General features: G+C 34.6%; 20 protein-coding genes. 16 read left to right on the top strand and 4 right to left on the bottom strand.

The genetic code is table 11. The features are described from left to right. Positions 1–278 precede the first annotated feature (278 nt). From ABJF08_RS00545 to ABJF08_RS00530, 4 genes are read left to right on the top strand one after another with little or no spacing between them, the layout of a single operon-like run. Positions 279–3788: a hypothetical protein gene (locus ABJF08_RS00545; RefSeq protein WP_348114102.1), complete on the top strand. Its 3510-nt coding sequence runs from the start codon at positions 279–281 to the stop codon at positions 3786–3788. Further along, the gene (gene ybeY / locus ABJF08_RS00540; RefSeq protein WP_348114101.1) at positions 3781–4200 is read left to right on the top strand and encodes an rRNA maturation RNase YbeY; all 420 of its coding nucleotides are present in this window, start codon (positions 3781–3783) and stop codon (positions 4198–4200) included. Before ABJF08_RS00545 ends, ybeY begins: the two co-directional genes overlap by 8 nt. A 3-nt stretch (positions 4201–4203) precedes the next feature. Continuing rightward, the gene (gene mnmG / locus ABJF08_RS00535) at positions 4204–6075 is read left to right on the top strand and encodes a tRNA uridine-5-carboxymethylaminomethyl(34) synthesis enzyme MnmG (protein ID WP_348114100.1); all 1872 of its coding nucleotides are present in this window, start codon (positions 4204–4206) and stop codon (positions 6073–6075) included. 19 nt (positions 6076–6094) lie between these two features. Continuing rightward, the gene (locus ABJF08_RS00530) at positions 6095–6934 is read left to right on the top strand and encodes a class I SAM-dependent methyltransferase (RefSeq protein ID WP_348114099.1); all 840 of its coding nucleotides are present in this window, start codon (positions 6095–6097) and stop codon (positions 6932–6934) included. 127 nt (positions 6935–7061) lie between these two features. Here ABJF08_RS00530 and ABJF08_RS00525 read toward each other — a convergent pair whose 3' ends face one another. Beyond that, positions 7062–7457, bottom strand: coding sequence for a hypothetical protein (locus ABJF08_RS00525; RefSeq protein ID WP_348114098.1), 396 nt, complete (start codon positions 7455–7457; stop codon positions 7062–7064). 93 nt (positions 7458–7550) lie between these two features. Next, positions 7551–8681 carry a DNA polymerase III subunit delta' gene (locus tag ABJF08_RS00520; RefSeq protein WP_348114097.1) on the bottom strand — a complete coding sequence of 377 codons (1131 nt, stop codon included), beginning with the start codon at positions 8679–8681 and terminating at the stop codon, positions 7551–7553. 255 nt (positions 8682–8936) lie between these two features. Between ABJF08_RS00520 and ABJF08_RS00515 the strand changes: the two genes are divergently transcribed. From ABJF08_RS00515 to ABJF08_RS00500, 4 genes are all read left to right on the top strand, one after another. Further along, positions 8937–10118: a phosphoglycerate kinase gene (locus ABJF08_RS00515; protein WP_348114096.1), complete on the top strand. Its 1182-nt coding sequence runs from the start codon at positions 8937–8939 to the stop codon at positions 10116–10118. Between the two features lie 268 nt (positions 10119–10386). After that, complete coding sequence (locus ABJF08_RS00510) at positions 10387–10899, top strand: hypothetical protein (RefSeq protein ID WP_348114095.1); 513 nt, start codon at positions 10387–10389, stop codon at positions 10897–10899. A gap of 15 nt (positions 10900–10914) precedes the next feature. Continuing rightward, positions 10915–12477, top strand: a complete 1563-nt coding sequence (locus ABJF08_RS00505) for a LysM peptidoglycan-binding domain-containing protein (protein ID WP_348114094.1) — start codon at positions 10915–10917, stop codon at positions 12475–12477. A gap of 1 nt (position 12478) precedes the next feature. After that, positions 12479–13465, top strand: coding sequence for a DUF4837 family protein (locus tag ABJF08_RS00500; protein WP_348114093.1), 987 nt, complete (start codon positions 12479–12481; stop codon positions 13463–13465). Positions 13466–13540: 75 nt separating this feature from the next. Here the strand turns inward: ABJF08_RS00500 and ABJF08_RS00495 are convergent, their stop codons facing one another. Beyond that, positions 13541–13738 carry a twin-arginine translocase TatA/TatE family subunit gene (locus ABJF08_RS00495; protein WP_104514237.1) on the bottom strand — a complete coding sequence of 66 codons (198 nt, stop codon included), beginning with the start codon at positions 13736–13738 and terminating at the stop codon, positions 13541–13543. Between the two features lie 314 nt (positions 13739–14052). On the opposite strand from ABJF08_RS00495, the gene ABJF08_RS00490 reads away from it, so the two are divergent. From ABJF08_RS00490 to ABJF08_RS00455, 8 genes are all read left to right on the top strand, one after another. Further along, positions 14053–14919, top strand: a complete 867-nt coding sequence (locus tag ABJF08_RS00490) for a peptidoglycan DD-metalloendopeptidase family protein (protein WP_348114092.1) — start codon at positions 14053–14055, stop codon at positions 14917–14919. Further along, positions 14920–16419, top strand: coding sequence for a GH3 auxin-responsive promoter family protein (locus tag ABJF08_RS00485; protein WP_348114091.1), 1500 nt, complete (start codon positions 14920–14922; stop codon positions 16417–16419). 160 nt (positions 16420–16579) lie between these two features. Then, positions 16580–18331 carry a hypothetical protein gene (locus ABJF08_RS00480; RefSeq protein WP_348114090.1) on the top strand — a complete coding sequence of 584 codons (1752 nt, stop codon included), beginning with the start codon at positions 16580–16582 and terminating at the stop codon, positions 18329–18331. 73 nt (positions 18332–18404) lie between these two features. Then, positions 18405–19445: a hypothetical protein gene (locus tag ABJF08_RS00475; RefSeq protein WP_348114089.1), complete on the top strand. Its 1041-nt coding sequence runs from the start codon at positions 18405–18407 to the stop codon at positions 19443–19445. Next, positions 19442–19978, top strand: a complete 537-nt coding sequence (gene rfbC / locus ABJF08_RS00470) for a dTDP-4-dehydrorhamnose 3,5-epimerase (protein WP_348114088.1) — start codon at positions 19442–19444, stop codon at positions 19976–19978. The genes ABJF08_RS00475 and rfbC overlap by 4 nt, the downstream gene beginning before the upstream one ends. Before the next feature lie 64 nt (positions 19979–20042). Continuing rightward, the gene (rfbD, locus tag ABJF08_RS00465; RefSeq protein ID WP_348114087.1) at positions 20043–20879 is read left to right on the top strand and encodes a dTDP-4-dehydrorhamnose reductase; all 837 of its coding nucleotides are present in this window, start codon (positions 20043–20045) and stop codon (positions 20877–20879) included. Positions 20880–20913: 34 nt separating this feature from the next. Further along, positions 20914–22041 (top strand): GDP-mannose 4,6-dehydratase, encoded by a 1128-nt coding sequence (gene gmd, locus ABJF08_RS00460; protein ID WP_348114086.1) that lies wholly within the window; start codon positions 20914–20916, stop codon positions 22039–22041. 111 nt (positions 22042–22152) lie between these two features. Continuing rightward, complete coding sequence (locus ABJF08_RS00455; RefSeq protein WP_348114085.1) at positions 22153–23196, top strand: GDP-L-fucose synthase; 1044 nt, start codon at positions 22153–22155, stop codon at positions 23194–23196. On the opposite strand, the gene ABJF08_RS00450 is transcribed toward ABJF08_RS00455, so the two are convergent. Then, positions 23193–24284: a glycosyltransferase gene (locus tag ABJF08_RS00450; protein WP_348114084.1), complete on the bottom strand. Its 1092-nt coding sequence runs from the start codon at positions 24282–24284 to the stop codon at positions 23193–23195. The genes ABJF08_RS00455 and ABJF08_RS00450 overlap by 4 nt on opposite strands. Positions 24285–24301 lie beyond the last annotated feature (17 nt).

Genomic DNA, 24301 nt, shown 5'->3' with positions numbered 1-24301 from the left:
ATTTTGTTTTTTAAAGAATAGTGTTGGTTGAATTTTTTCATTTTTTGAAATCTTTTATAAAGGGCAGAAGTGCTAGGTTTATTAACAAAATTCGTAGTATTGTTAATAATAAGGTTATCTTATAGTTTTAGTATTTTCGATCAGATTATTCTTAAAAATCGATTGATTTTAATAGCTGTTTGAAGGCTGTTCTAGAATTTTTAAGGCTAGAGTATATTGACAACATAAACGTCGCTGTAATCCGTTATATTTACGGTAAGCACTTGAGGAAACAAAAAATGACAAATTTTGAGATAATAGAGCAGAAGCTCAAACGGTTTATTAGTAAATATTACCGCAATGAATTGATAAGAGGTATAATTTTATTTTTAGCCTTAGGATTGCTGTATTTTCTTTTTACAGTAGTTATTGAATTTTTTCTATGGTTAAGTCCAGTAGGTAGAACGATTTTATTCGGTTTGTTCATCGCTATGGAATTATTTCTATTAGTTCGTTTTGTTCTTTTACCAGTTGCAAGATTATTTAAACTGTCTCGAGGTATTGATTTTAGAGATGCCAGTTCCATGATAGGAACTCATTTTCCTGAGGTGTCTGATAAATTAATTAACGTACTTCAACTACATAAAAATGGAGGAGATGATGAGCTTACATGGGCTAGTATTAATCAAAAAAGTGAAAGTCTTAAACCTATACCATTTACACTTGCGATAGATTACAAGAAAAATAAAAAGTACCTACCTTATCTTGCTATACCTTTAGTGATTATTGCAGGATTATTTTTTACTGGTAATAACGAGGTGTTGACAGATAGTGCAAAGCGTGTTGCAGATTTTAATAATGAATACATTCCACCAGCTCCATTTACTTTTACCATTCTCAATGAAGATCTCAATACATTACAACGTCGGGATTTTAAACTTAATGTGCAGGTAAGTGGTCGCAAGTTGCCAGAAAATGCTAGTATTCATTATAGCGATCAGACATATTTTTTAACTCAAGATTCTCCTGGTAAATTCAGTTTTATATTTTCTAAACCTGCCCAAGCGACTCAGTTTTTTTTATCGGCAAACGATGTAAATAGTAAGAATTATACTCTGGAAGTGGATGATGTTCCTGTTTTAAATGGTTTTGACTTATTCCTTGATTATCCTGCTCATACCGGTAAAAAGGATGATGTTCTTGCTAGTACAGGTAATACTGTTGTACCTCAGGGAACAAAGATTACTTGGCAATTGAAGACTGCTAACACTAGCCAGGTGGATTTTATAACTCCAGAAGAAAGATTTCCGTTTAAGAAGATTGATAATAGTTTCGCTTTCGCGAAAGCGGTATCACAACCAGTTAAATATTCCATAGCGACGTCTAACGATAATATCAAAGATTTTGAAGTTCTTAATTTTAAAATTGATGTGGTTAAAGATGAATATCCAGAGTTAGATTTAGAGATGAAAAAGGATTCTGTTGATTCAGATCTTATGTATTTTAAAGGTCAAGCTTCCGATGATTATGGTATACGTAAAATGCAGTTAGTGTATTATCCAGCAGATGATGTTTCTCAGATTAAAAATTATGATTTGGGTTCTAATCGTGGCACTTTCGATCAATTTCTATTAACTTTTCCTGGTAATGTTAGCTTAATAGGTGGTAAGAGTTATCAATTTTATTTTGAGGTAATCGATAACGATGCGGTGAACAGTTTTAAATCTACTAAATCTGAAGTGTTTTCTTATCGTAAGTTGTCTGATGATGAATTTCAAGAAAAGCAACTTTCACAACAAAAGGAATCTTTGTCTAATTTAGAAGATGCGGTTAAGGAACAACAGAAACAACAAGAAAAGCTAGATCAACTATCTCAAGAACAATTTCAGAAGAAAAATCGCAGTTTTAATGATAAACGCAAGTTAGAACAGGCATTAAAAAACCAACAAAAGCAGGAGCAAAGAATGCGACAGCAGTTGGATAAAATGAAACAAAACCTTCAAAAATCAAATTTACAGGAAGATGAGTTGAAAGAAGTTCTTGAAGATCGCATGGAAAAAAGTGCTGAAGAACTTAAAAAGAACGAAGAGTTATTAAAAGAATTACAGGAGTATCAAGAAAAATTATCTGCTGAAGAACTAAAGGAAAAAGTTGATAAGGCTAAGAAAAATTCTAAAAAACAGCAACGCAATCTTGAACAGTTATTAGAACTAACAAAACGCTATTATGTAGAACAGAAGTTTGAACAATTAGGTAAAGAACTTCAAAAAATTGCACAGAAACAAAAGGAACAATCAGAAAAAGAGGGTGAAGATAATAAGAAAGAAGATCAGGATAAGTTGAATGAAGAATACAAAGATTGGGAGAAGCAACTTAAGGAATTAGAAGAAGAGAATGATGGTCTTAAAGATCCTATGAGTTTAGAATTTGAACCAGAGAATTCAGAAGGAATTCAAGAAGAACAAGAGCAATCTAGTGACGATCTTTATAAATCAAAAACTTCTGAGGCACAGAAAAAACAAAAGAGTGCTTCTCAAAAAATGCAGAAACAAGCTCAAAAGATGTCTGCTCAAATGGCACAAATGTCTGCTGACCAGATTAAGGAAGATGCAGAAAGTTTAAGACAAATACTGGATAATTTGATTGTGTTCTCTCAAGAGGAGGAAGGCTTAATGAAGTCCATGCGTGATATGAATAGGTTAAGTCCTAATTTAGGTAGTAAGTTAAAGTTTCAAAAGGACTTAGAAAGTGCTTTTAAGCATGTCGATGATAGTCTATTTGCACTGGCAACTCGTAATCCTAAAGTGGGTCAGGAGATTAATGAAGAGGTTACTGATATCTATTATTATTTGGACAAATCATTAGATCAAATAGCAGAATTCAAAATGAATGATGGCCAGGTTTCACAGCAGTTTGTTTTTAAAGGAGCTAACACGCTCGCAAACATGTTAAGTGAATCGTTAGATGCTATGAATAACAGTATACCTATGCCTGGAATGGGACAATCTGGTGAATCTGGTCAAGGTTTTCAATTACCTAATATTATTAAAAAGCAAGAAAGTTTATCTAAGTCTGGTGAAGGTGAATCTGGTAAAGATGGTGAGTCTGGTGAATCTGGAGAGAGCGGCGAGTCTGGTGAAAGTGGTGAAGGAGGTCAGTCCGGAGAGTCAGGTCAGTCTGGTGAATCTGGTCAGTCTGGTGAATCTGGACAAAGTGGTCAAGGTGGTGAGTCTGGTCAAGGTGGTGAAGGAGGCCAAGGTGGTGAAGGCGGTGAATCTGGAAATGGTGGTGAAGGTGGTCAAGGTGGTGATTCTGGAAAAGGCGGTAATAATGGTTCAGGTAATGGTAATGGTTCTGGTGGTGATAATGGTGATCAGCAAGGCTACAAGGAGAGTGAACAAGAAGCTGCGCGTATCTACGATATTTATAAACAACAGCAAGAGCTACGTAATCAGTTAGAAGACATGATACGTCGTGAAGGTTTAGAAGGTAAAGTAGGTGATATCACTGATAAGATGAAGGCGGTGGAACGTAAGCTATTAGATCAAGGTTTTAATAGAGAGGTGCAACAACGCATGATGGATATTCAACATGATTTATTAAAATTAAAGGACGCTGGATTAGAGCAAGGAGAGGAAAATCAACGTGAGGCTAGAACTAATGTTCGTGACTTTAATAATAATACGAATGCTCAAATTCCTGATGCTTCTAAGTACTTTAATAACAAGGAGATTTTAAATAGACAAGTATTACCTTTGCAGCCCCAATACCGCAATAAGGTAAAGGAGTATTTTAAAGCCAATGATTGAATTAAATTATCAGAATGATTTCTCCCAACTTGATGAGGTTGTCTACTCTAAATGGTTAGAATCTATAGTTATTTCCGAGGGTAAAACGGTAGGCGAATTGTCTTTTGTTTTTTGCTCAGACGAGTATCTTTTAAAGATAAATCAAGATCACTTAGATCATGATACGTATACCGATATTATTACGTTTGACTATTGTCTCGATGGTCTGATTAATGGGGAGATCTATATAAGTACAGATAGAGTTAAGGAAAATGCTGTCAGCTTTCGCGAAAGCGAGATTAATGAATTGCATCGCGTCATGGCACATGGAGTATTACATTTATGTGGTTATGGAGATAAAGGAGATGAAGAAGCACGTATAATGCGTGAAAAAGAGAATGAAAAAATCGTGATGTTTCACGTGAAACAATAAGTAATGTTTGATAAAGAATACGATGTTATAGTAGTAGGTGCGGGACATGCTGGTGGTGAAGCTGCTGCGGTGTCTGCAAATATGGGAGCTAGTACGTTACTAGTTACCATGAATCTTGAAACTATAGGACAGATGTCTTGTAATCCCGCCATGGGTGGTATTGCTAAAGGACAAATAGTTCGAGAAATAGATGCTTTAGGTGGTTTGAGTGGTATTGTCTCTGATAGGAGTGCGATACAATTTAAGATGCTTAATAAGTCTAAGGGTCCGGCTATGTGGTCTCCTAGAACACAGAATGACCGCATGCGTTTTTCTGAAGAGTGGAGATTGCAACTAGAAGCTATTCCTTTATTAGATTTTTATCAGGAAATGGTTTCAGGTTTAATCGTAGAGAATGGGAAGGCAGTAGGTGTTCGTACTTCTCTAGGTATTGAAATAAGATCTAAATCTGTTGTGCTTACTAACGGTACGTTTTTAAATGGTCTTATTCATATAGGAGATAAACAATTCGGTGGAGGTAGAGCTGGTGAAAGAGCCTCTACAGGGATCACTGGTCAGTTAGTGGATTTAGGTTTTGAATCTGGTAGAATGAAAACGGGAACGCCACCGCGTGTAGATGGTCGTTCTTTAGATTATTCTAGGATGGAGCCTCAACCTGGAGATGTAGATACTTCTAAGTTTAGTTATAGTAATCTTACTACTTCTTTAAAGCAACAACGTGATTGCCACATGACGTATACGAGTCCTGAAGTACATAATTTGCTTCGTGAAGGTTTCGATCGTTCTCCTATGTTTAATGGAAGGATACAGTCTTTAGGGCCACGTTACTGTCCAAGTATAGAAGATAAGATTGATCGTTTTGCAGATAAAGATCGTCATCAGCTTTTTGTAGAACCAGAAGGATGGAATACATGCGAGGTTTATGTAAACGGATTTAGTACTTCGTTACCAGAAGATGTTCAATTTAAAGCTTTACGTAGTGTAGTAGGTTTTGAAAAAGTTAAGTTTTTTAGACCTGGTTATGCTATAGAATATGATTATTTTCCACCTACACAATTAAAGCATACGCTAGAAACTAAACTTGTGGATGGTTTATATTTCGCTGGTCAGATAAATGGTACTACTGGATATGAAGAAGCAGCTTCTCAAGGTTTAATGGCTGGAATTAATGCCGTTCGTAAGATTAGGGAAGAAGAACCTTTTATATTAAAAAGAGACGAAGCATATATAGGAGTTCTTGTAGATGACCTTATTACTAAAGGTACAGAAGAGCCGTATAGAATGTTTACTTCTCGAGCAGAATATAGAACTCTCTTAAGACAAGATAATGCAGATTTAAGGTTAACACCTCGTGCAGTTGAGTTAGGTATTATTACCGATGAGGCTTTAAAAAGAGTAGATCGTAAAGCAACAGAATCTGAAAAAATGGTTCAGTTCTTACGTGATACTAGTTATGATTTTAAAGAGATGAATAATCTACTTGTCGCAAAGGGAAGTAAAGAAGTTACTCAAAATGATAAATTGTTTAAAGTTTTTTCTAGACCTCAAATCGATTTAGAAGATATTAAGACTATTTCTCAGGTTAAAACTTATCTAGAAGATAACGATCTTGATAATGATATTTTGGAACAAGTAGAAGTTCATGTGAAGTATGCTGGTTATATAGCAAAGGAAAAAGATAACGCCGATAAACTTCATAGATTAGAGAATGTAAAGATTCCACCTAATTATGATTTTAAAAGTATCAAGTCGCTTTCTTTTGAGGCTCGAGAAAAACTAACAAAAATTCAACCGGTTACTGTTTCTCAGGCAAGCCGAATTTCTGGTGTTTCTCCAAGTGATATTTCTGTATTATTAGTCCACATGGGTCGATAGTTTCACGTGAAACAATTATATGAATTTTAAATTTTCAAAGCCTTTTTTAGAACTTAAGGATTACTTTCTCACTCAAGAAAAGTTTGAATTATATCTAGATCCAGAGACAGAACTAATAAAGACTATTCCTCAACCAAAGGAATTAGATCTTTATTACGAGAGTGAAGATTACCTATCTCACGACGATACTCAAAAATCATTTTTTGCGTTTTGCTACAATTTTGCAAAATCCTTTAACCTTAAATCTAAGACTTCCCTCATAGGTAGATTTATTAAAAATGGAAATGTATTAGATATAGGCGCTGGAGTAGGAGACCTAGTTAATGCGTTACAAAAAAACGGAATTACAGCAACTGGATTTGAACCTAGTGCAAAAGCCAGAAAAATAGCAGAGGAAAAAGGAATCGTTTTAAAACCTAATTTAGAATCCTTTAAAGAGAATAGTTTTGACCTTATTTCTATGTATCACGTTTTAGAACATGTAACAGACGTAGAGAAGCAGAAACAGGAAATCCTCGGATTATTAAAATCTAACGGTATTCTAATTCTTGCTTTACCTAATTATAAATCTTATGATGCGCGATTTTATGGAAAGTATTGGGCAGGTTATGATGTGCCAAGACATTTATTTCATTTTAATAAAAAAGCCGTAAAAAGTTTATTTGATAAAGAATTTGAAATCGTAAAAATGAAACCTATGTGGTTTGATAGTTTTTATGTTTCTATTTTATCATCGAGATATCAAAAATCATTTTCTCCTTTTTTAAAGGGAATAATTATTGGCTTGCTATCAAATTTTGTAGCTTTATTTAATAAAGAGCCCAGTTCTATCACATATGTACTAAAAAAGCGCTTTTAATTAGTTTTAAAAGCGCTTTTTCATTTAATCGTTACGTAAGTATATGATTTATTTAAAACCTCTTAAAACTCGTTATTTAAAGCGTATTTTAATAAACTTTAACTATTAAAAGTTACATATGTATAGATTATACGTATTGTGACCAATATAGACCTGCAACGCTTACTATGAAGTAAATTCCTAATCTAGATGCGCCAGCAAAATCTTTTACAATTCTAAGACCTACTAATAAAATTAAAAGAAGAATACTGGATAGTATAAATGCATATTGAGCATATAATAAACTTTCTTCGGTAACTATATTAAATAATGCAATTCCTATAATAGTGCTAGTCGTTATTTCTATACCTAGAATTACTATAGTACTTATCAAAACTACAAAAGGGCTTAGAGCATCTTTAAATAAGTCACAAAAGTCGCTATAGGTTTTTTTCCAAGTACATATCTTTTCAAAAGAAGAAATAAGGTAAGTAACGAGTAAAAACAGGAGAAGTAGGATAATACCAGAAAAGGTAAGTAGCATAGCGTTTGTATTGTCCTACAATGATACTATCATTTTGAGTACTACTATTTTTAAATCGATTAAGTACGCAAAGAAGGGATTTAATCGCTTATTTTAAGCCTTTGAGTGTAAAATACGCGTCATACCAATACTTAAATCGGTAAGCACTATTTTTCCATTTGCGTTGCGTTCTATATGATAAATAGCTTCTTGAAGTTGTTTTTGTACTTCCATCATTCGATTACCATCTACAAAAGGAGCAAACTTACTCAGGTCAAAACCACTCTGTGGAGCTAGATAAACAGCGCTCTCTGCCTTATAATTTTTAAGCATGGCCTGTCTAAAAAATTCAATACAGTAATTTAAAAACCTTATCTGTGTTTCACGATTAACAGCCGCTATCGTGGTAGCCCAATCCATAAGATCGTTAATCGCAGTAATTTTAGTCTTTGCGACAAATGCGGTGCGTACCCATTGCACAAACCATTGTTCAAATTGTAAATCTTCGGCACTATTTTGTGAAAATTGTACCGCTTTTCTGTAATCTCCATCTGCTTGTCTAGCAACTATAGAACTTTGACTTTCAGTTAATTGAAGGTTTTTTTGTAATCCTTCGGCTATTACGGCAGCATTAAGTTTAGGTACATGTATAATCTGGCACCTAGATTTAATAGTATTAATAATTTTATCTTCAGATTCTGCAACCAGTAAAATGATGGTTTTAGTAGGCGGTTCTTCTATAAGTTTCAGTAGCTTATTTGCTGCCTCTGTATTCATTTTATCTGCACCCCAAATAATCAGTACTTTATAACCACCTTCATAAGATTTAAGACTCAACTTTTTCATGATAAGTTGCGCTTCGGCTACACGTATTTCAGCATTCTTTTTTTCTATATCGATAGCCTTATACCAGTCTGGTAAGCTACCATAAGAGTTCTCTTTTAAAAAAACACGCCATTCTTTTAAAAAAATATCTGAAGTTGCTTTTGTGCTACTGCTTCCAGCAGACGACGGCATCGGAAAAGAAAAATGTAAATCTGGGTGTGCGAGATTATTAAGTTGTGCATGACAGCTCTCATTATTCTCTCCACATAATATATCTCGAGCATAAGCAATAGCAAGTGGTAAAACACCACTACCAGTAGGTCCTACTAGCATTTGAGCATGTGCTATACGGCCATTTTTTACAGTAGACTGTAAGTGATTTTTAATATGAGTAAGTCCTAAAACATCTTGATATTGCATAATGCAAATATAAGTGCATGATGGTTAAAGATGGGAAAACACACTAGTCTAGTCTTTACTCATTAGAAGATTTTTATTTCTTTATAAAAATTTTCTTTTCTAGATATTAAGGTTTTCTCCTCAAGGAAAATGTACGAAGGACAAAGCGATGTTTGGGTCTAGAGTAAACAACTTACACCTTTTTCCATTCCCTACAACGATATTGTAGATCGAGAACCGTTATATTTGTTTTTAAACAATTTTGAATATAATAAGATGACTATAGACCAGATTAATTTTGAGAATAAAAAAGCACTTATAAGAGTTGATTTTAACGTACCTCTAGATGAGAATTTTAAGGTTACTGATGCTACTAGAATTCAGGCAGCAAAGGACACGATTATTCATGTTTTAGAAAAAGGTGGTTCTGTAATATTGATGTCTCATCTAGGTCGTCCTAAGAATAAAGAAGATGAATTTTCTTTGCGTCACGTAGTTGATAAAGCTAGTGATATTCTGGGTGTTCAGGTTAAATTTGTAGAAGATTGTATAGGAGAAGTAGCTCAAAATGCTGCTCAAGATTTACAGCCTGGTGAGGTTTTACTTTTAGAAAATCTGAGATATTATAGTGAAGAGACTGCTGGAGATTCCGCTTTCGCGAAAGCGTTATCACAATTAGGCGACGTATATATAAACGATGCTTTTGGAACTGCTCACAGGGCCCATGCTAGTACAGCTGTTATAGCACAATATTTTGATGAAAAATGTTTTGGACTGCTTATGAATCGTGAGATCGATAGTCTGGATAAAGTAATGGAAACGCCAGAAAGACCACTTGTTGCTATTTTAGGTGGTGCTAAGGTATCTTCTAAAATTACTGTTATTGAGAACATTTTAACTAAAGTAGATGACTTAATAATAGCTGGTGGTATGGCTTACACATTTATAAAGGCGCAAGGAGGGAAAATAGGTGATTCTCTAGTAGAAGACGATAAACAAAGCCTGGCGTTAGAAATTCTTGCCAAAGCTAAAGAAACGAATACCAGAATCCACCTACCTGTAGATGTGGTGATTGCAAATTCTTTTTCTGAACTTGCTACTAAGGATAAAGCGGCCATAGATCAAATTCCTGATGGCTGGATGGGACTAGATGTAGGAGAGAAATCTAGCGAGTTATTTCACCAAGTGTTACAGAGTGCCAAAACTATTCTGTGGAATGGACCTGCAGGTGTTTTTGAAATGGAACCGTTTGCAAATGGTACTATTGCACTAGGTAAATCTGTTGCAATGGCAACAAAAAACGGCGCATTCTCGTTAGTAGGTGGTGGTGATAGTGTAGCTGCTGTAAAACAATTTGGTTTTGCAGATCAAGTAAGTTATGTGTCTACTGGTGGTGGCGCGATGCTAGAAATGCTAGAAGGAAAAACGCTTCCTGGTATTGCTGCTATTAAAGGATAAATCATAATTATACCACATCAAAAAGGCTGGGATTAATTCCAGCCTTTTTGATGTGGTTATTTCTTGTTATTTATTTTTACTGACAGATAAATTATTATAAATTCTGAGTTAGTAATCAGAATTTTTGAACCATTGATATCAATGTTAAATAAGTTTTTTTTAGAATTATCTCTTTTCATTTGAGATTACTAAAGCATCTCAAAATCTATTTATTCCTACTAATAAATAGTATTTTGCCATTTACATGTAGATCTATTTAAAGCTGAACATGAATAAATATATAGTATATATAATCTTAATCTCTCTCTTTTTAGTTAGCTGTTCTAAAAAAGATACTTTAAATTCAGAATGGTCAATAAAAGTCCAAGAGGGTAGCAGGTTATCTCTTATTAAAAATGAATTGTATTTAATTGAAGCTACAAACGGTTCTTTTAAGATTAATTCAACTGATGGAAATAAAATAAAATGGGTTAATGTTATTTATAAAATCGATAATAATAATTTATCTAAAACGAACAATTCTGAAGACGATGTTAATTATAGGTTAGATGAAGAAGGCATATATTCACTTACAGGAAAGTTTGATTACATTGATAATTGTCAGTTGTCATTACATACTTATATCTTAAGTAAGAAAGAAGAAGATGGCTCAACTTCTTATTTTCATTTAGATGGAAAAAACCGGTTTTATGTAGCAGATTATCAAGTTTTAGATAAAGATTTATACATGATAATCAGTAATGGTGATATTCACCAACTAAAGAAATTTTTGTTATTATAACAGTAAAACAAAACAATGAACAAATACCTTTTACTATTACTTTCTTCAATAGCCTTTACACCACTTGCGGCACAAGTAGAACAAGATTCTACAGCCATTACTGGTAAAGTCATTTCTTATGAAGAGTATAAAAGACAACAAGCTCAAAATGATTCTATAGAATCTGGAACTATATTATCTAGAGAAATACCTGTTCAAGAAATAATGATGGATACTACCGTTGCTGGTACACCACTTATCGTGCATCCTGAGGTAGATGATCTGGATGAGAAATTACTCAACGAATTGTATAACAACGATTTATATGACTATATGTACAAAGAAATTGTACAAATGGATTATAGTGAGACAGTAAATCAGACCTTACCTACTGACACACTTAAGGCGAGACTAGCTGCGATTAATGAAAGCACACCTTTCCAGATCGATTATAATCCGGTCCTAGAAAAATTGATCAATAAAAAACTGAGTTATAAGCGTGTTTACATGGAACGTTTAATGACGTTAAGTGATTATTATTTTCCTTTATTTGAGCCTTATTTAGATCAGTACGATATTCCATTAGAGATGAAGTATCTGGCTATAGTAGAAAGTGCGTTAGACCCACGTATTAAGAGTAGAGTAGGTGCCACTGGTTTATGGCAATTTATGTTTACCACAGGTCGCAATTATGATCTAGAAGTAAATTCTTATGTAGATGAGCGTATGGATCCTATAAAATCTACGGTTGCTGCCTGTAAATTCATGAGTAGTTTATATAAAATTTATGGAGATTGGGATCTAGTTCTAGCGGCATATAATTCTGGACCAGGAAATGTAAATAAAGCTATACGTCGCAGTGGTGGTTATAAAAACTACTGGAATATTAGACCTTATTTGCCACGTGAGACGGCCGGCTATGTACCAGCTTTTCAGGCGATGATGTATCTTTTTACGTATGCTCCAGAACATGGATTCCAGCCGCAACAGACTATTTATAAAACTATTGCAACAGACACGATTAGAGTTAAAAGAATGATATCTCTAGAACATGTATCGCAATTTACAGACCAAGATCTAGAGGTAATACAGTTTCATAACCCTTCTTATAAACTTGATATTATTCCATTTGTAAAGGGTAAAAATCATAACCTGAGACTTCCTGTTAGAGATGCCGCAAAATTTGTTAGTAATGAGGCTGCTGTGTACGCTTTCGCGAAAGCGGAATTTGACAAAATAGAAAAACCTCTTCCAGAATTGCTAGTTGCCGAAAGCCGATCTGTATATCGTGTGAAAAATGGTGATTACTTGGGTAAAATAGCTAACAAGTACAACGTAAAAGTGAGCCAATTAAAACGCTGGAATAACTTGAGAAGTAATAATTTAAGAATAGGGCAAAAGTTATATATACACTCTAGAAAACCAGTAACTACTTCTAAATCTAGCTCTTCAAAAGCACCAGCCACTTATAAAATTAAAAGTGGAGACAGTTTATGGAAAATAGCCAATAAATATGGCATATCTATTGCTAGCATACGTAAATTGAATCCTACCACATCAGACGACCTTAAGGTAGGTGCCACCCTTAAATTAAAGTAAAATGAAGAAATTATATGTAATTCTTGCAGTATGTCTAGCTTTTATAAGTTGTGATGACAAGGCTGTTGTGGTGCAAGATAGTGCCGGTAGACTTAATGATATACTCGTAGTTATAGGGAATAACGACTGGGATGGACCACTAGGTGATACTATTAGAAAAGAGTTTGCTAGACCACTAGACGGTATAGTAAGAGAAGAGCCTATGTTTACATTAAATCATGTAAAACCTGCTGCCTTTACCGGAATGCTTAAAAAATCACGTAATTATTTGATCATCAAAAAGTCAGATAGTAGTGGAGTGAGTATTAAAAAGGACCTGTACGCAAATCCGCAATTAGGTATAGTGGTACGTGGTACTGATAAGGTAGATATAGCAAAGGTAATCTCTGATAATGCAGACGATATGATAGCTGTGTTTAATAAAGGAGAAGTAGAGCGCAAGCAATATCTTATGGATAAAGTAGCTTTAAATACTGATAGGATTACAGACCGTTTTGGTATAGAACTTATTGTACCTAGAGCTTATCATTTTGCTACTTATAATGGCGAGATCGATAACGACTTTTTCTGGTTACGTAGAAGTATAAAAGAAGGAACTATGGATCTTATGATCTATGAAGTAGAGCGCAATAGAATAAAACGTAGTGATAGTACTGTACTGGATATTGTAAAAGTACGTGACTCTATAGGTGCCATAAAAATTCTTACAGATGGTGGACCATTCCAGACAGAACCTGCATTCTCACCTTTTCTTAATGAAAGTCAGATAGACGGTAAATTTGCCTATGAGACTAAGGGAACTTGGGAAGTAAAGAATATGTTTATGGCAGGACCATTTGTTAATTATGCTATTTATAATAAAGAAAAAGACAACTGGTTAATAATAGAAGGATACGTGAGTGCACCGGCTAGTGCACAACGTAATTATCTATTTGAAATAGAATCTATTCTAAAGAGCGTTCATTTTTTGGAAACGAAGAAGAAATAGTAAAACAGTAGACATAAAAAAATGCGCATCATTATATAAATGATGCGCATTTTTTGTTTTTTTAAAGTCTCTAAATTATCTGTCTAGATTATTAGTGTCTTCTTTTTTAGTTTCGTCTTCTTTAGTGGCATCCTTAAATTCTTTGATTCCGCCACCTATACCGCGCATCAATTCTGGTATTTTTTTACCTCCAAAAAGAATTAGTATAGCAACCACGATTACAACCCACGTTCCTACACCAGGCATTCCTAATAATATATAATTTGATAACATCGCTTAATGATTTTATGATACAAAGATACAACAAGCGGTATAATCATAATGTTTTAGGCTGTTAATCTTTAATAAAGCTTATTTGAAAACCCAAAACGCTAAAAACTTGTTTTTGAGATACTCAGTTGATATCAATAAAATCAGGTACTATTCTCAATACGAGTTTAGCAAAAACATATTTACACTCTAATTAGTCATGCTTTTATTTTACATAGCTATCGTTTAATCACCTAGCTGCCTAACACCTAAATACCCAAGACCTAATCACTCTATACCTAGAAAAACTATTTATATTTGTTACACGTTAAGATCACATGGCAAAGAAGAAAAAAAATAGAAATCAAAAGAGTAAATGGACACACCATTACCGCATGGTCGTGCTCAACGATGACACTTTTGAAGAACGTTTTAGTCTCAAACTCACCAGACTTAATGTATTTGTAGTGACCGTAATAAGTGCTATTTTATTAATAGGATTAACCACAGCGCTTATAGCCTTTACACCTATTAGAGAGTACATTCCTGGTTATGCAGACGTGAGTATGCGTCGCGATAATATCGAACTGGCAAAGAGAACAGACTCATTAGAAATAGCGATAAGAAGTAACGATCAGTTTTATGGGCGTATAAAAATGCTTCTCAATGGTAACATCACTACAGAAGAGTATGAACGCATAGACAGCATTGCAAAAGTAGAAACCAGTACCGAGATTCCAGATCTTACACCTATTAAAGAAGATAGTTTATTAAGAGAAGAGGTAGCACAGGCAGACCGTTACAGTGTTATCGCTGGTGCAAAGGCCAAAACTAACTTTGTCTTCTTCCCGCCAGTTAAAGGAACTATTTCTAGCAATTATGATTCAGAGATAAAGCACTATGCGGTAGATGTTGTTACAACCGTAGGTACACCTATAAAAGCCGCTGCAGACGGTACGGTGGTTTTTGCCAGCTGGAGTTCAGAAACAGGATACACCATGCTTATCGAGCATCCTTATGGACTTATTACAGTATATAAACACGCAGGTAATTTGCTTAAAGAACAAAATGATCAGGTACTAGCTGGTGAAGTAATTGCTACCGTAGGTAATACAGGAGAGTTAACCACTGGTCCACACCTGCATTTTGAGATATGGAGCGACGGTTACCCACTAGATCCTACTAATTTTATCAACTTTGAATAGATGTCGTTAAAGTCACTCGGTGCAAAAGTTTTTGCTGCCATCATCGATAGAAAAACTAAAAGTTGGGCTTCTCAACCGGTAACCTCTCAGGAAAAAGTGTTTCATAATTTAATTAAGACTGCTGGTAATACCGCTTTCGCGAAAGCGCACTCCTTTTCCAACATAAAGACACATAAAGACTTTGTATCACAAGTGCCAGTGCGTGATTATGAAGAATTAAGACCATTTGTAGATAGAGTAGTAGCTGGTGAGAGTGATATTTTATGGCCAGGAAAACCCCTTTATTTTGCAAAAACATCTGGTACGACCAGTGGTGCAAAATATATTCCGATTACCAAAGAGTCGATGCCGGAGCATATAAAAGCGGCTCGTAATGCTATATTAAGTTACGTTCATGAAACTGGTAAGGCTCAATTTGTAGACGGTAAAATGATTTTCCTACAAGGAAGTCCAGAGATGGAATCTAAAAACGGTATTCAGTTAGGTAGGCTGAGTGGTATAGTTGCCCATTATGTGCCTAATTATTTACAGAAGAATAGGTTGCCTTCTATGGAAACCAATTGTATAGAAGACTGGGAAACTAAGGTAGAAGCTGTTATTGATGAGACTCTACCAGAAAATATGAGCGTTATTTCTGGAATCCCAAGTTGGGTACAAATGTATTTTGAACGTATCGTGCAACGTACTGGTAAAAAAGTAGGTGAGGTATTTCCAGATTTTAATTTATTCATTTACGGCGGTGTTAATTTTGAGCCTTATAGAGCAAAATTTGATCAACTTATAGGTCGTAAAGTAGATAGTATTGAACTATTCCCTGCTAGTGAAGGCTTTTTTGCCTATCAAGATAAACAGGATGAAAAGGGAATGTTACTTTTATTAGATGCAGGTATTTTTTATGAATTTATTCCAGCAAATCAATTTCATGATAAAAACGCACCTAGATTAACCATAGGCGAGGTGGAAACTGGCGTTAATTATGTCATGATCATTTCTACTACAGCAGGATTATGGGCTTATAACATAGGTGATACCATTGCGTTTACTAGTACGGCACCATATAGAGTAGTAGTTACCGGTCGTATAAAACACTACATAAGCGCTAGTGGAGAACATGTTATAGGTAAAGAAGTAGAAGAGGCGATGAAAGCAGCCTCAAACCAATTGAGCATAGTTATTAATGAATTTACTGTCGCACCACAATTAAGTCCAGCAAATAATGAATTACCATATCATGAATGGTTTGTAGAATTTGGTAATGCTACAAAAGTAGATCTTCATAAATTGGCACAAGTGCTTGATATTCAAATGAGAGAACAAAACTCTTATTATGACGATTTAATTACTGGTAAAATTCTACAACCTTTAATTATCACTCCAGTACCAGAAAATGGTTTTAAAGAATACATGAAAACCATAGGTAAATTAGGTGGTCAGAATAAATTACCACGTCTTTCTAACGATCGTAAAATTGCTGAGGTACTGGAGAAGATAATAGGTTAATTAGAACTACTAACTGTAAAGTGATTTCTATTCGAGGTTCGTTTTATAAGTAACGCAGGTATTAAATAAACTTTAATTCTTACTGTCATCACTTAAAACAGTGCGCCGGGACTGAAAACTACATATTTAATAATAGTATCTTTGCTACGAAATAACATATATGCCAATAATTAACGTAGAACCACGTACCAGAGCTCAAGAAAGTACTAACGCCATAGAGCGCATTTATATCACGATGCGACATCTATTTAATAGGGGCTTTTATAAACCTATGGGCGTCAGTGGTGAATCGTTAAGAGAATCTCTTCTTACTTTAAGACCAGAAATCTATGGTTCCATCGCCGAAGAGAAGATAGAACTGAGTGGTTTACTATATGTAATGGATAGATTACCAGTAGGTATAGAAGAATGTACTTACATAAACCTAACTAGTGATGAAGGTTATGAAGGTTCTCACTTTAAAGCTATCATTCCTTCTAAGAGACGTCGCAATTGCTATCGCATAGATCACGAGCAAATGAACATAGAGGTAACTCGTGGACGTTCTGAAATCTATGATATTCTTACACACCTGACCTTTTTAATGATCGAGTCTCACAAGATCATGAAACAAGTTATAGTAGGTGATAACGGTAATACCTCTAGAGATTGGAAATGCTTAGAAAATGCTATTTCAAAGAAAAAATTAACTCAAGAAGAGAAAGAAGTTGCTATCACTCATGTAGCAAATATTCTAGGCAGAACCTTTGACGAAGTAAAATCAGTATATCCAGATTTTGCTACTAAAGAAAATCCTAACCGTTTCTTAAGCGTTATTTACCACCTAGGTAGACTAGCAAAACAAGAAATCTTAGACGAAGAAAAAAGACTTGTAACTTTTTCTCCAGTACTAAGAGAACGATTAGGCCACCACATTCATGGAGATAGATGGGCATATCGTATTAAAGAACACCTGGTAGAACAAGGACTTTTTGATAGACCATTGCATATTATTAGCGCAAACCTGCACAGTGTAATGAATTCGCTTTATGGACCTAAGGCACTTGCTGCTCAAATGGCCAAAAAGAGTCGCATGGAAATCTTTGCAGATTTGAGTAATGATAGCGGTAAGAAAAACCGTGATCTGATTAAGAAGCATGCGCTAGCAAATGGTATGACAGAGCTTAAAGATGCGAGCGGTACTAATATCGATGTGCAAATTTTTGATCTAGCAGCCTGTGATTTTGATAACATAGGTTTTTGTGATGCACGTTTTCGCAATAGCGATACCGATACAAAACCAGTTCTTATAGTAATGGATTATGCCTTTGGCGAGCAAGCATATGAAACTATGGATGAGTTACTTAAGCCATTTAAAGATGACCAAGGTAAAACACACCAGATGAATATGCACTCCATTAATGTCATGGGTAAAGCAGGTATTTTAGAAGGTGATAAAGGTGATATCATGGTGCCAGATGCTCACGTTTTTGAAGGTACTGCAGATAATTATCCATTTAAGAACAGACTATCTAAAAAAGATCTAGAATGTGAGGATATTAAAGTAGTAACCGGTTCTATGGTTACCGTTTTAGGAACATCGTTACAAAACAAAGACCTTTTAGAATTCTTCTATAACTCTAGTTGGAGAGTAATAGGTCTAGAAATGGAAGGTGCTCACTACCAGAAAGCCATTCAGGCAGCATCTAGAGTAAGGCGCAGCATCCGCAAAAAGGTAAAAGTAAGATATGCCTATTATGCAAGTGATAACCCTTTAAAAACTGGACATACACTAGCTAGTGGTGGACTAGGTTTAATAGGTGTAAAACCAGTATACGTGATTACCGAAAAAATTCTTGAGCAAATCATGGAAAACAGTATCAAAGTAGAAGAAGTAGAAGAGCAAGAAATAGATCAACTAGAAGATCTATAAATTTACTTTAAACATCGCTCCTTTATAATTGCTATACTTCAATTATATTTGAAAATTATACAATACAAAATTCATGGATAACCAGCCTAATAATAACCAAGAACAAGAAGTAGATCTAGTACCAGTTTTTGTCTGGATAAGTAACGGATTTAAAAACCTATTTAAGGCTATAGGAGGTTTTTTTAAAGGGTTAGGGCATTTTTTAATACTGTTTTTAATCTTTATTAAAAATAATATCATTCTATTAGGTATTCTATTTGTTTTAGGAGCTGGATTAGGTAATTTTTTAAGTAGACAATCTAAAAAGAATTTTACGGCTCAATTGAGAGTACAACCTAATTTTGAAAGTGCTGGGCAGCTTATTTCTAACGTAGAATATTATAATTCTTTAGTAGAAGAAGAAGATTTTACCACTTTGGGAAAAGAATTAAACCTTACTACAGACGAGGCCAGTACACTAGTAAGTTTTGAAATCACTGCAGACTTTAATGATACCGAGCTTCTAGAAGAGTACGATTACATGGCGCGTCGTGCAGACACTGTCGCATTAGAGAATTATACTTTTGAAGGCTTTAAACTAGCCAAAAGAGATATCGATTATCAATTTTATAAAGTAGAGATAGCTGCAAAGTCTAAGACTGCTTTAGAAAAAGCAGCCGTACTTGCCATCGAGGTGGAGGATAATCCATTAATAAAAGCACAAAGAACGGCTGGTCGTGAGACTACTGCTTTTAATATTTTAAAAATGGAATATCAACTGGCAGAGATAGATTCTTTATTAAGCGCTTATCAAGTAGCAATTAAAGATAAAGAATCGAGCCTGTCTAAGGGGACTAACGTATTTGTAAATGGTCAGAGTAAAACAGAGACATTCAAAGACTTATTTAATGAAAAATCTAGAATGCTTTTTAATCTAGAAACAGAAAGAGAGAAGAAATACGGTTATGAAAATACAGTTAATATCGTTTCTTATTTTATTAAGAAAGGGGTTATTGTAAATAAACACCTTACAGTAACATATGCCTTTGTATTCTTCGGTTTTGGTCTTCTAATAGCTTTAATTCCGCTAGTATTTAGATTTCTTAATGCTTATCAAAAAGAACATAACTCGTGAATATAATTGATACACCATTATTAGATTGTAAAATTATAGAACCTGCGGTTTTTCCAGATGCTCGTGGTAAGTTCTGTATTGCTTTTGATAGTTTCGCTTTCGCGAAAGCGTTACCCAATCAGAAACCTTTCATTACCATAAATGAAAGCACCTCTACTTATGGAGTTCTTAGAGGTTTACACTTACAAAAAGGAGATGCTGCACAAGCAAAATTAGTACGTTGTATCCAAGGTAAAATATTAGATGTTGCAGTAGATTTTAGACCAGAATCTCCTACTTATCTAAAGCATTTTTCCATTGAGCTCACAGGAGAAAATAATAAGCAACTATTAGTTCCTAGAGGTTTTTTACATGGCTTTTCTGTACTTTCTGAAACTGCTATTGTAAATTATCAAATCGATAATACGTACCAGCCAGAGACAGAGTATGGAGTACGTTATGATGACCCTCAACTTCATATAGACTGGAAATTACCTAAAGAAGATATTATCCTTTCTGAAAAGGATGAGAAACTAGGATTTATCACATTATAAGTTTTTGCCATAAGTGGATTAAATAAACATCTCTTAATCTGTAGGTCAATTAAAATCACATAGCTTGAAAAAAATTATCATTACAGGAGTAACGGGCATGCTGGGAACAGCGATTACAAATGCGTTGCAAGGACATGATTTATATAGTTATTCTAGTAAAGACCTAGATATTACTTGTAGTTTTAAACTAGATCAAGTAGTAAAAAGCATAAAACCAGATTATATTATTAATTGTGCTGCCTATACAGCAGTAGATCTAGCAGAAACAGAACAAGAAAAAGCTTTTAAAATAAATGCTCTTGCGGTTCAAAAAATGGCACAAGTGGCAAATCAATATCAGGCTACATTAATTCATTTTTCCACAGATTATGTGTTTAATGGAACAGCAACACAGCCATATTTACCATTACAAGAAACAGACCCTATAAATGTTTATGGTGCTAGTAAACTGGCAGGTGAGAAATCCATCATGCAGGTTAATGGTAAGCACTATATTTTTAGAATATCGTGGTTATATGCACCACATGGTAAGAACTTCTTTAAATGGGTAGCTGGCACAGACATGAAAGAGCTCAAAATAGTAGATTCTCAGACAGGTTCTCCTACTAGCGCACTAGATGTGTCTTCTTTTATAAAACACCTCGTAAAAAACGATCCAGAGACTTATGGTGTTTATCATTTTACAAACCAAGGTGGGATGACCTGGTTTGAATTTGCCATTGCGATAAATAAAAAACTAAATCTCGATAAAATCATCCATCCCGTAGCCACTTTTAAAACCGCTGCAAAACGACCTACTTATAGCGTTATGGATGGTAGCGATACGATCAAGGTTTTTAATTATAAGATTCCTACTGTTGAGAAAGGACTTGATGAGGTGGTGCGCATTTACAATCCATAAGGAAACCTTATTTTTACAGTTTTACAACTAGAATATGTCTGAGAAGAATCATAAAGTAGCATTAATAACTGGAGTTACCGGTCAGGATGGTGCTTATTTAAGTGAGTTTTTATTAAAAAAAGGATATGAAGTTCATGGTATAAAACGCCGTGCATCATCTTTTAATACAGAGCGTATTGATCATTTATATCAAGATCCACATGAAACTGACGTAAAGTTTAAATTGCATTATGGAGATCTTACCGATACGACTAACTTAACCAGAATCATTAAAGAAACACAACCAGACGAGATCTATAATCTTGCTGCCATGTCACATGTTCAAGTTTCTTTTGAAATGCCAGAATATACTGCAAATGCTGATGGAATAGGTGCTTTACGTATACTTGAGTCGGTACGTTTGTTAGGGATGGAAAAAATGACGAAAGTTTACCAAGCCTCTACGTCAGAGTTGTATGGAAAGGTGCAAGAAATACCACAATCAGAAACCACTCCATTCTATCCACGTAGTCCATATGCAGTTGCAAAGATGTATGCCTATTGGGCAACGGTAAATTATCGTGAGGCTTACGGCATGTTTGCTTGTAACGGTATTCTTTTTAACCATGAATCTCCAGTACGTGGAGAGACATTTGTAACTAGAAAAATTACTCGTGCGACTTCTAAAATCGTAAAAGGACTTCAGGATAAATTGTATTTAGGAAATCTAGATGCAAAACGTGATTGGGGACACGCAAAAGATTATGTACGCATGATGTGGATGATCTTACAACACGATGAGCCAGAAGATTGGGTAATCGCAACAGGAACGACGACTAGTGTACGTGATTTTGTGCGCATGTCCTTTCAATACATAGGTGTTGAACTAGAATTTACTGGTGAAGGTGTAGATGAAAAAGGAACAATTAAATCCTGCTCAAATCCAGATTATCAGCTAGAAATAGGTAAAGAAGTAGTAGCGGTAGACCCACGATATTTCCGTCCTACAGAGGTAGATTTATTGATAGGAGATCCTTCTAAGGCCAAAGAAAAACTAGGCTGGGTTCCAGAAATCGCACTTCAAGAATTAGTAAATGACATGATGAAAAGCGATTTGCATCTCATGTCTCGAGAAGAATATTTAAAAAGTGGTGGATACCGCATCAACAATTACTTTGAATAAACTCCTTCCCTTGAGGGAAGGTTGGGATGGGTGTGACACAGGCATGTTTCTCTCTTTAAAAATTATCAAAGTTCTTGTCAACAAGTAAGATTTTAAGGTAAGCTTATAATAATGAATAAAGATTCTAAAATATACGTCGCCGGACATAGAGGTCTTGTAGGAAGTGCTATTGTGACCGAGTTAAAGAAACTAGGTTATAGTAACTTTATTCTACGCACTCATAAAGAGCTAGATCTTACAAATCAACAAGCCACAGCAGAATTTTTTACTACTGAAAAGCCAGAATATGTATTTCTTGCCGCTGCCAGTGTAGGCGGCATAGTTGCTAATAATACGTATAGAGCAGACTTTATTTATAAAAATCTCATGATTCAGAATAACGTGATACATCACAGTTATTTGAATGGAGTGAAGAAGTTATTGTTCTTAGGAAGCACCTGTATCTATCCTAAAATGGCACCGCAACCCATGCCAGAAGATAGTTTACTTACTGGCGAGTTAGAATATACTAACGAGCCTTATGCGGTGGCAAAAATTGCTGGTATCAAAATGTGTGAGAGTTACAATTTACAATACGGCACTAATTTTATTTCAGTGATGCCTACTAATTTATATGGTCCTAACGATAATTTTGACTTAGAAAAATCACATGTACTTCCTGCGTTGATTAGAAAAATGCACCTTGGTAAGTTACTTATGGAAGGTAAAAAGCAAGAATTATGCAAGGATTTAGGTGTTGATAGTTACGCTTTCGCGAAAGCGGAATTACAAAAAAATGGTATCACAGAATCTGGTATCGCTCTATGGGGAACAGGTTCTCCTAAAAGAGAGTTTTTATGGTCACACGATATGGCAAAAGCCTGCGTGTATCTCATGGAAAAAGTAGATTTTAAAGACGTAAAAGGGAACGACAAAGACGTTAAAAACACTCATCTTAACATAGGTACAGGAGAAGATATAGCCATAAAAGACCTCGCTGAGATGATTAAAACCACCGTAGGTTATCAAGGAAATTTCGATTGGGACAGTTCAAAACCTGACGGAACACCACGTAAACTTACTGATGTTTCAAAACTACATGAGTTAGGGTGGAAACATGAGATAGACCTTGAAAAAGGTGTAGAGATGATGTATGAGGCCTACTTAGGCTATTAAGAATCGGTAATTACCCTTAAATATTCTTCGCCTATTTTTTCCAATGAAAAATCTTTGGCCCTTTTAATGATTGCCTCTTTAGGGTACTTTTCCGGATTATTTAAAACTCTTAAAATAGCCGTTGCCATAGCTTTCGGATTTTTAACTTCGCACAATTCTCCGAACTCTGATCTGTTGAGTATAAAATTAGGTCCACCTGGACATTTTGCACTAATAACAGGCAAGCCATGACTCATAGCTTCTATAATTACATTTCCAAAACCCTCAAAATCAGAACTTAAAATAAATGCCTTAGCATTTTTGTAGTAAAAAGAAGGATTTTTTACAAAGCCTTTTAATTCAACGTTTTCAACTAAATTCAATGATTTTATATTAGAAATTATTTCAGATTCTAAAGATCCAGTTCCTAAAATAAATAGTTTTAAGTCAGGATATTTTTTTATTACTAGATGAAAAGCTTCTAGCATTAGGATATAGTTTTTCTGTGGTTCTAAACGTCCGACAGCAATCAAATAATTGTCAGAAATTACTTCCTCCTCTTTTTTAGAGTTATTATAAGCTGGATTACCGATGATATTTATGTCAATTTTTTTTCCAACAAATTGAATATAAGAATGAGCTGTGTCAGGAGAGTTTGCAATAAGATATTTACTGTTGCTTATAACATATTTTAAAGGAGCTGATAATTTTCCGATAGTTGCTGGTTCAAATATGTTGGCTAGTCTAATAATTAGCTTAGTTTTTTTACTGCCAAATATTTTATAACAGAAATAGCTTAATAAATTAGCTTCATGTACAGTTGCCATGAAGAAATTAGGTTTATGAATTACCAACACTTTAAGAAGTAAAAAGGGCATACACAATAACCGAAATAAAAGATTCAATTTTTTATTTTTAAAAGGAGACTTTTTACATAGCCTCATGACTTTGACTTTTGATGGAATTATTTCTTGATAGACATTTCCATAGGCACATAATATAGTAACGTCATAACCTTGAGTTAGAAAGTATTTTGATAAGAGAACAAACACCTTTTCAGCGCCACCACCCACTAGTGTAGGTACATACAAAAATATTTTTCTAGTCATTAATTTTCAATAAAGAA

It is taken from the genome of Nonlabens sp., from assembly GCF_039941875.1.
GTDB lineage: Bacteria > Bacteroidota > Bacteroidia > Flavobacteriales > Flavobacteriaceae > Nonlabens.
This window is presented reverse-complemented; position numbering and strand designations above follow the sequence as displayed.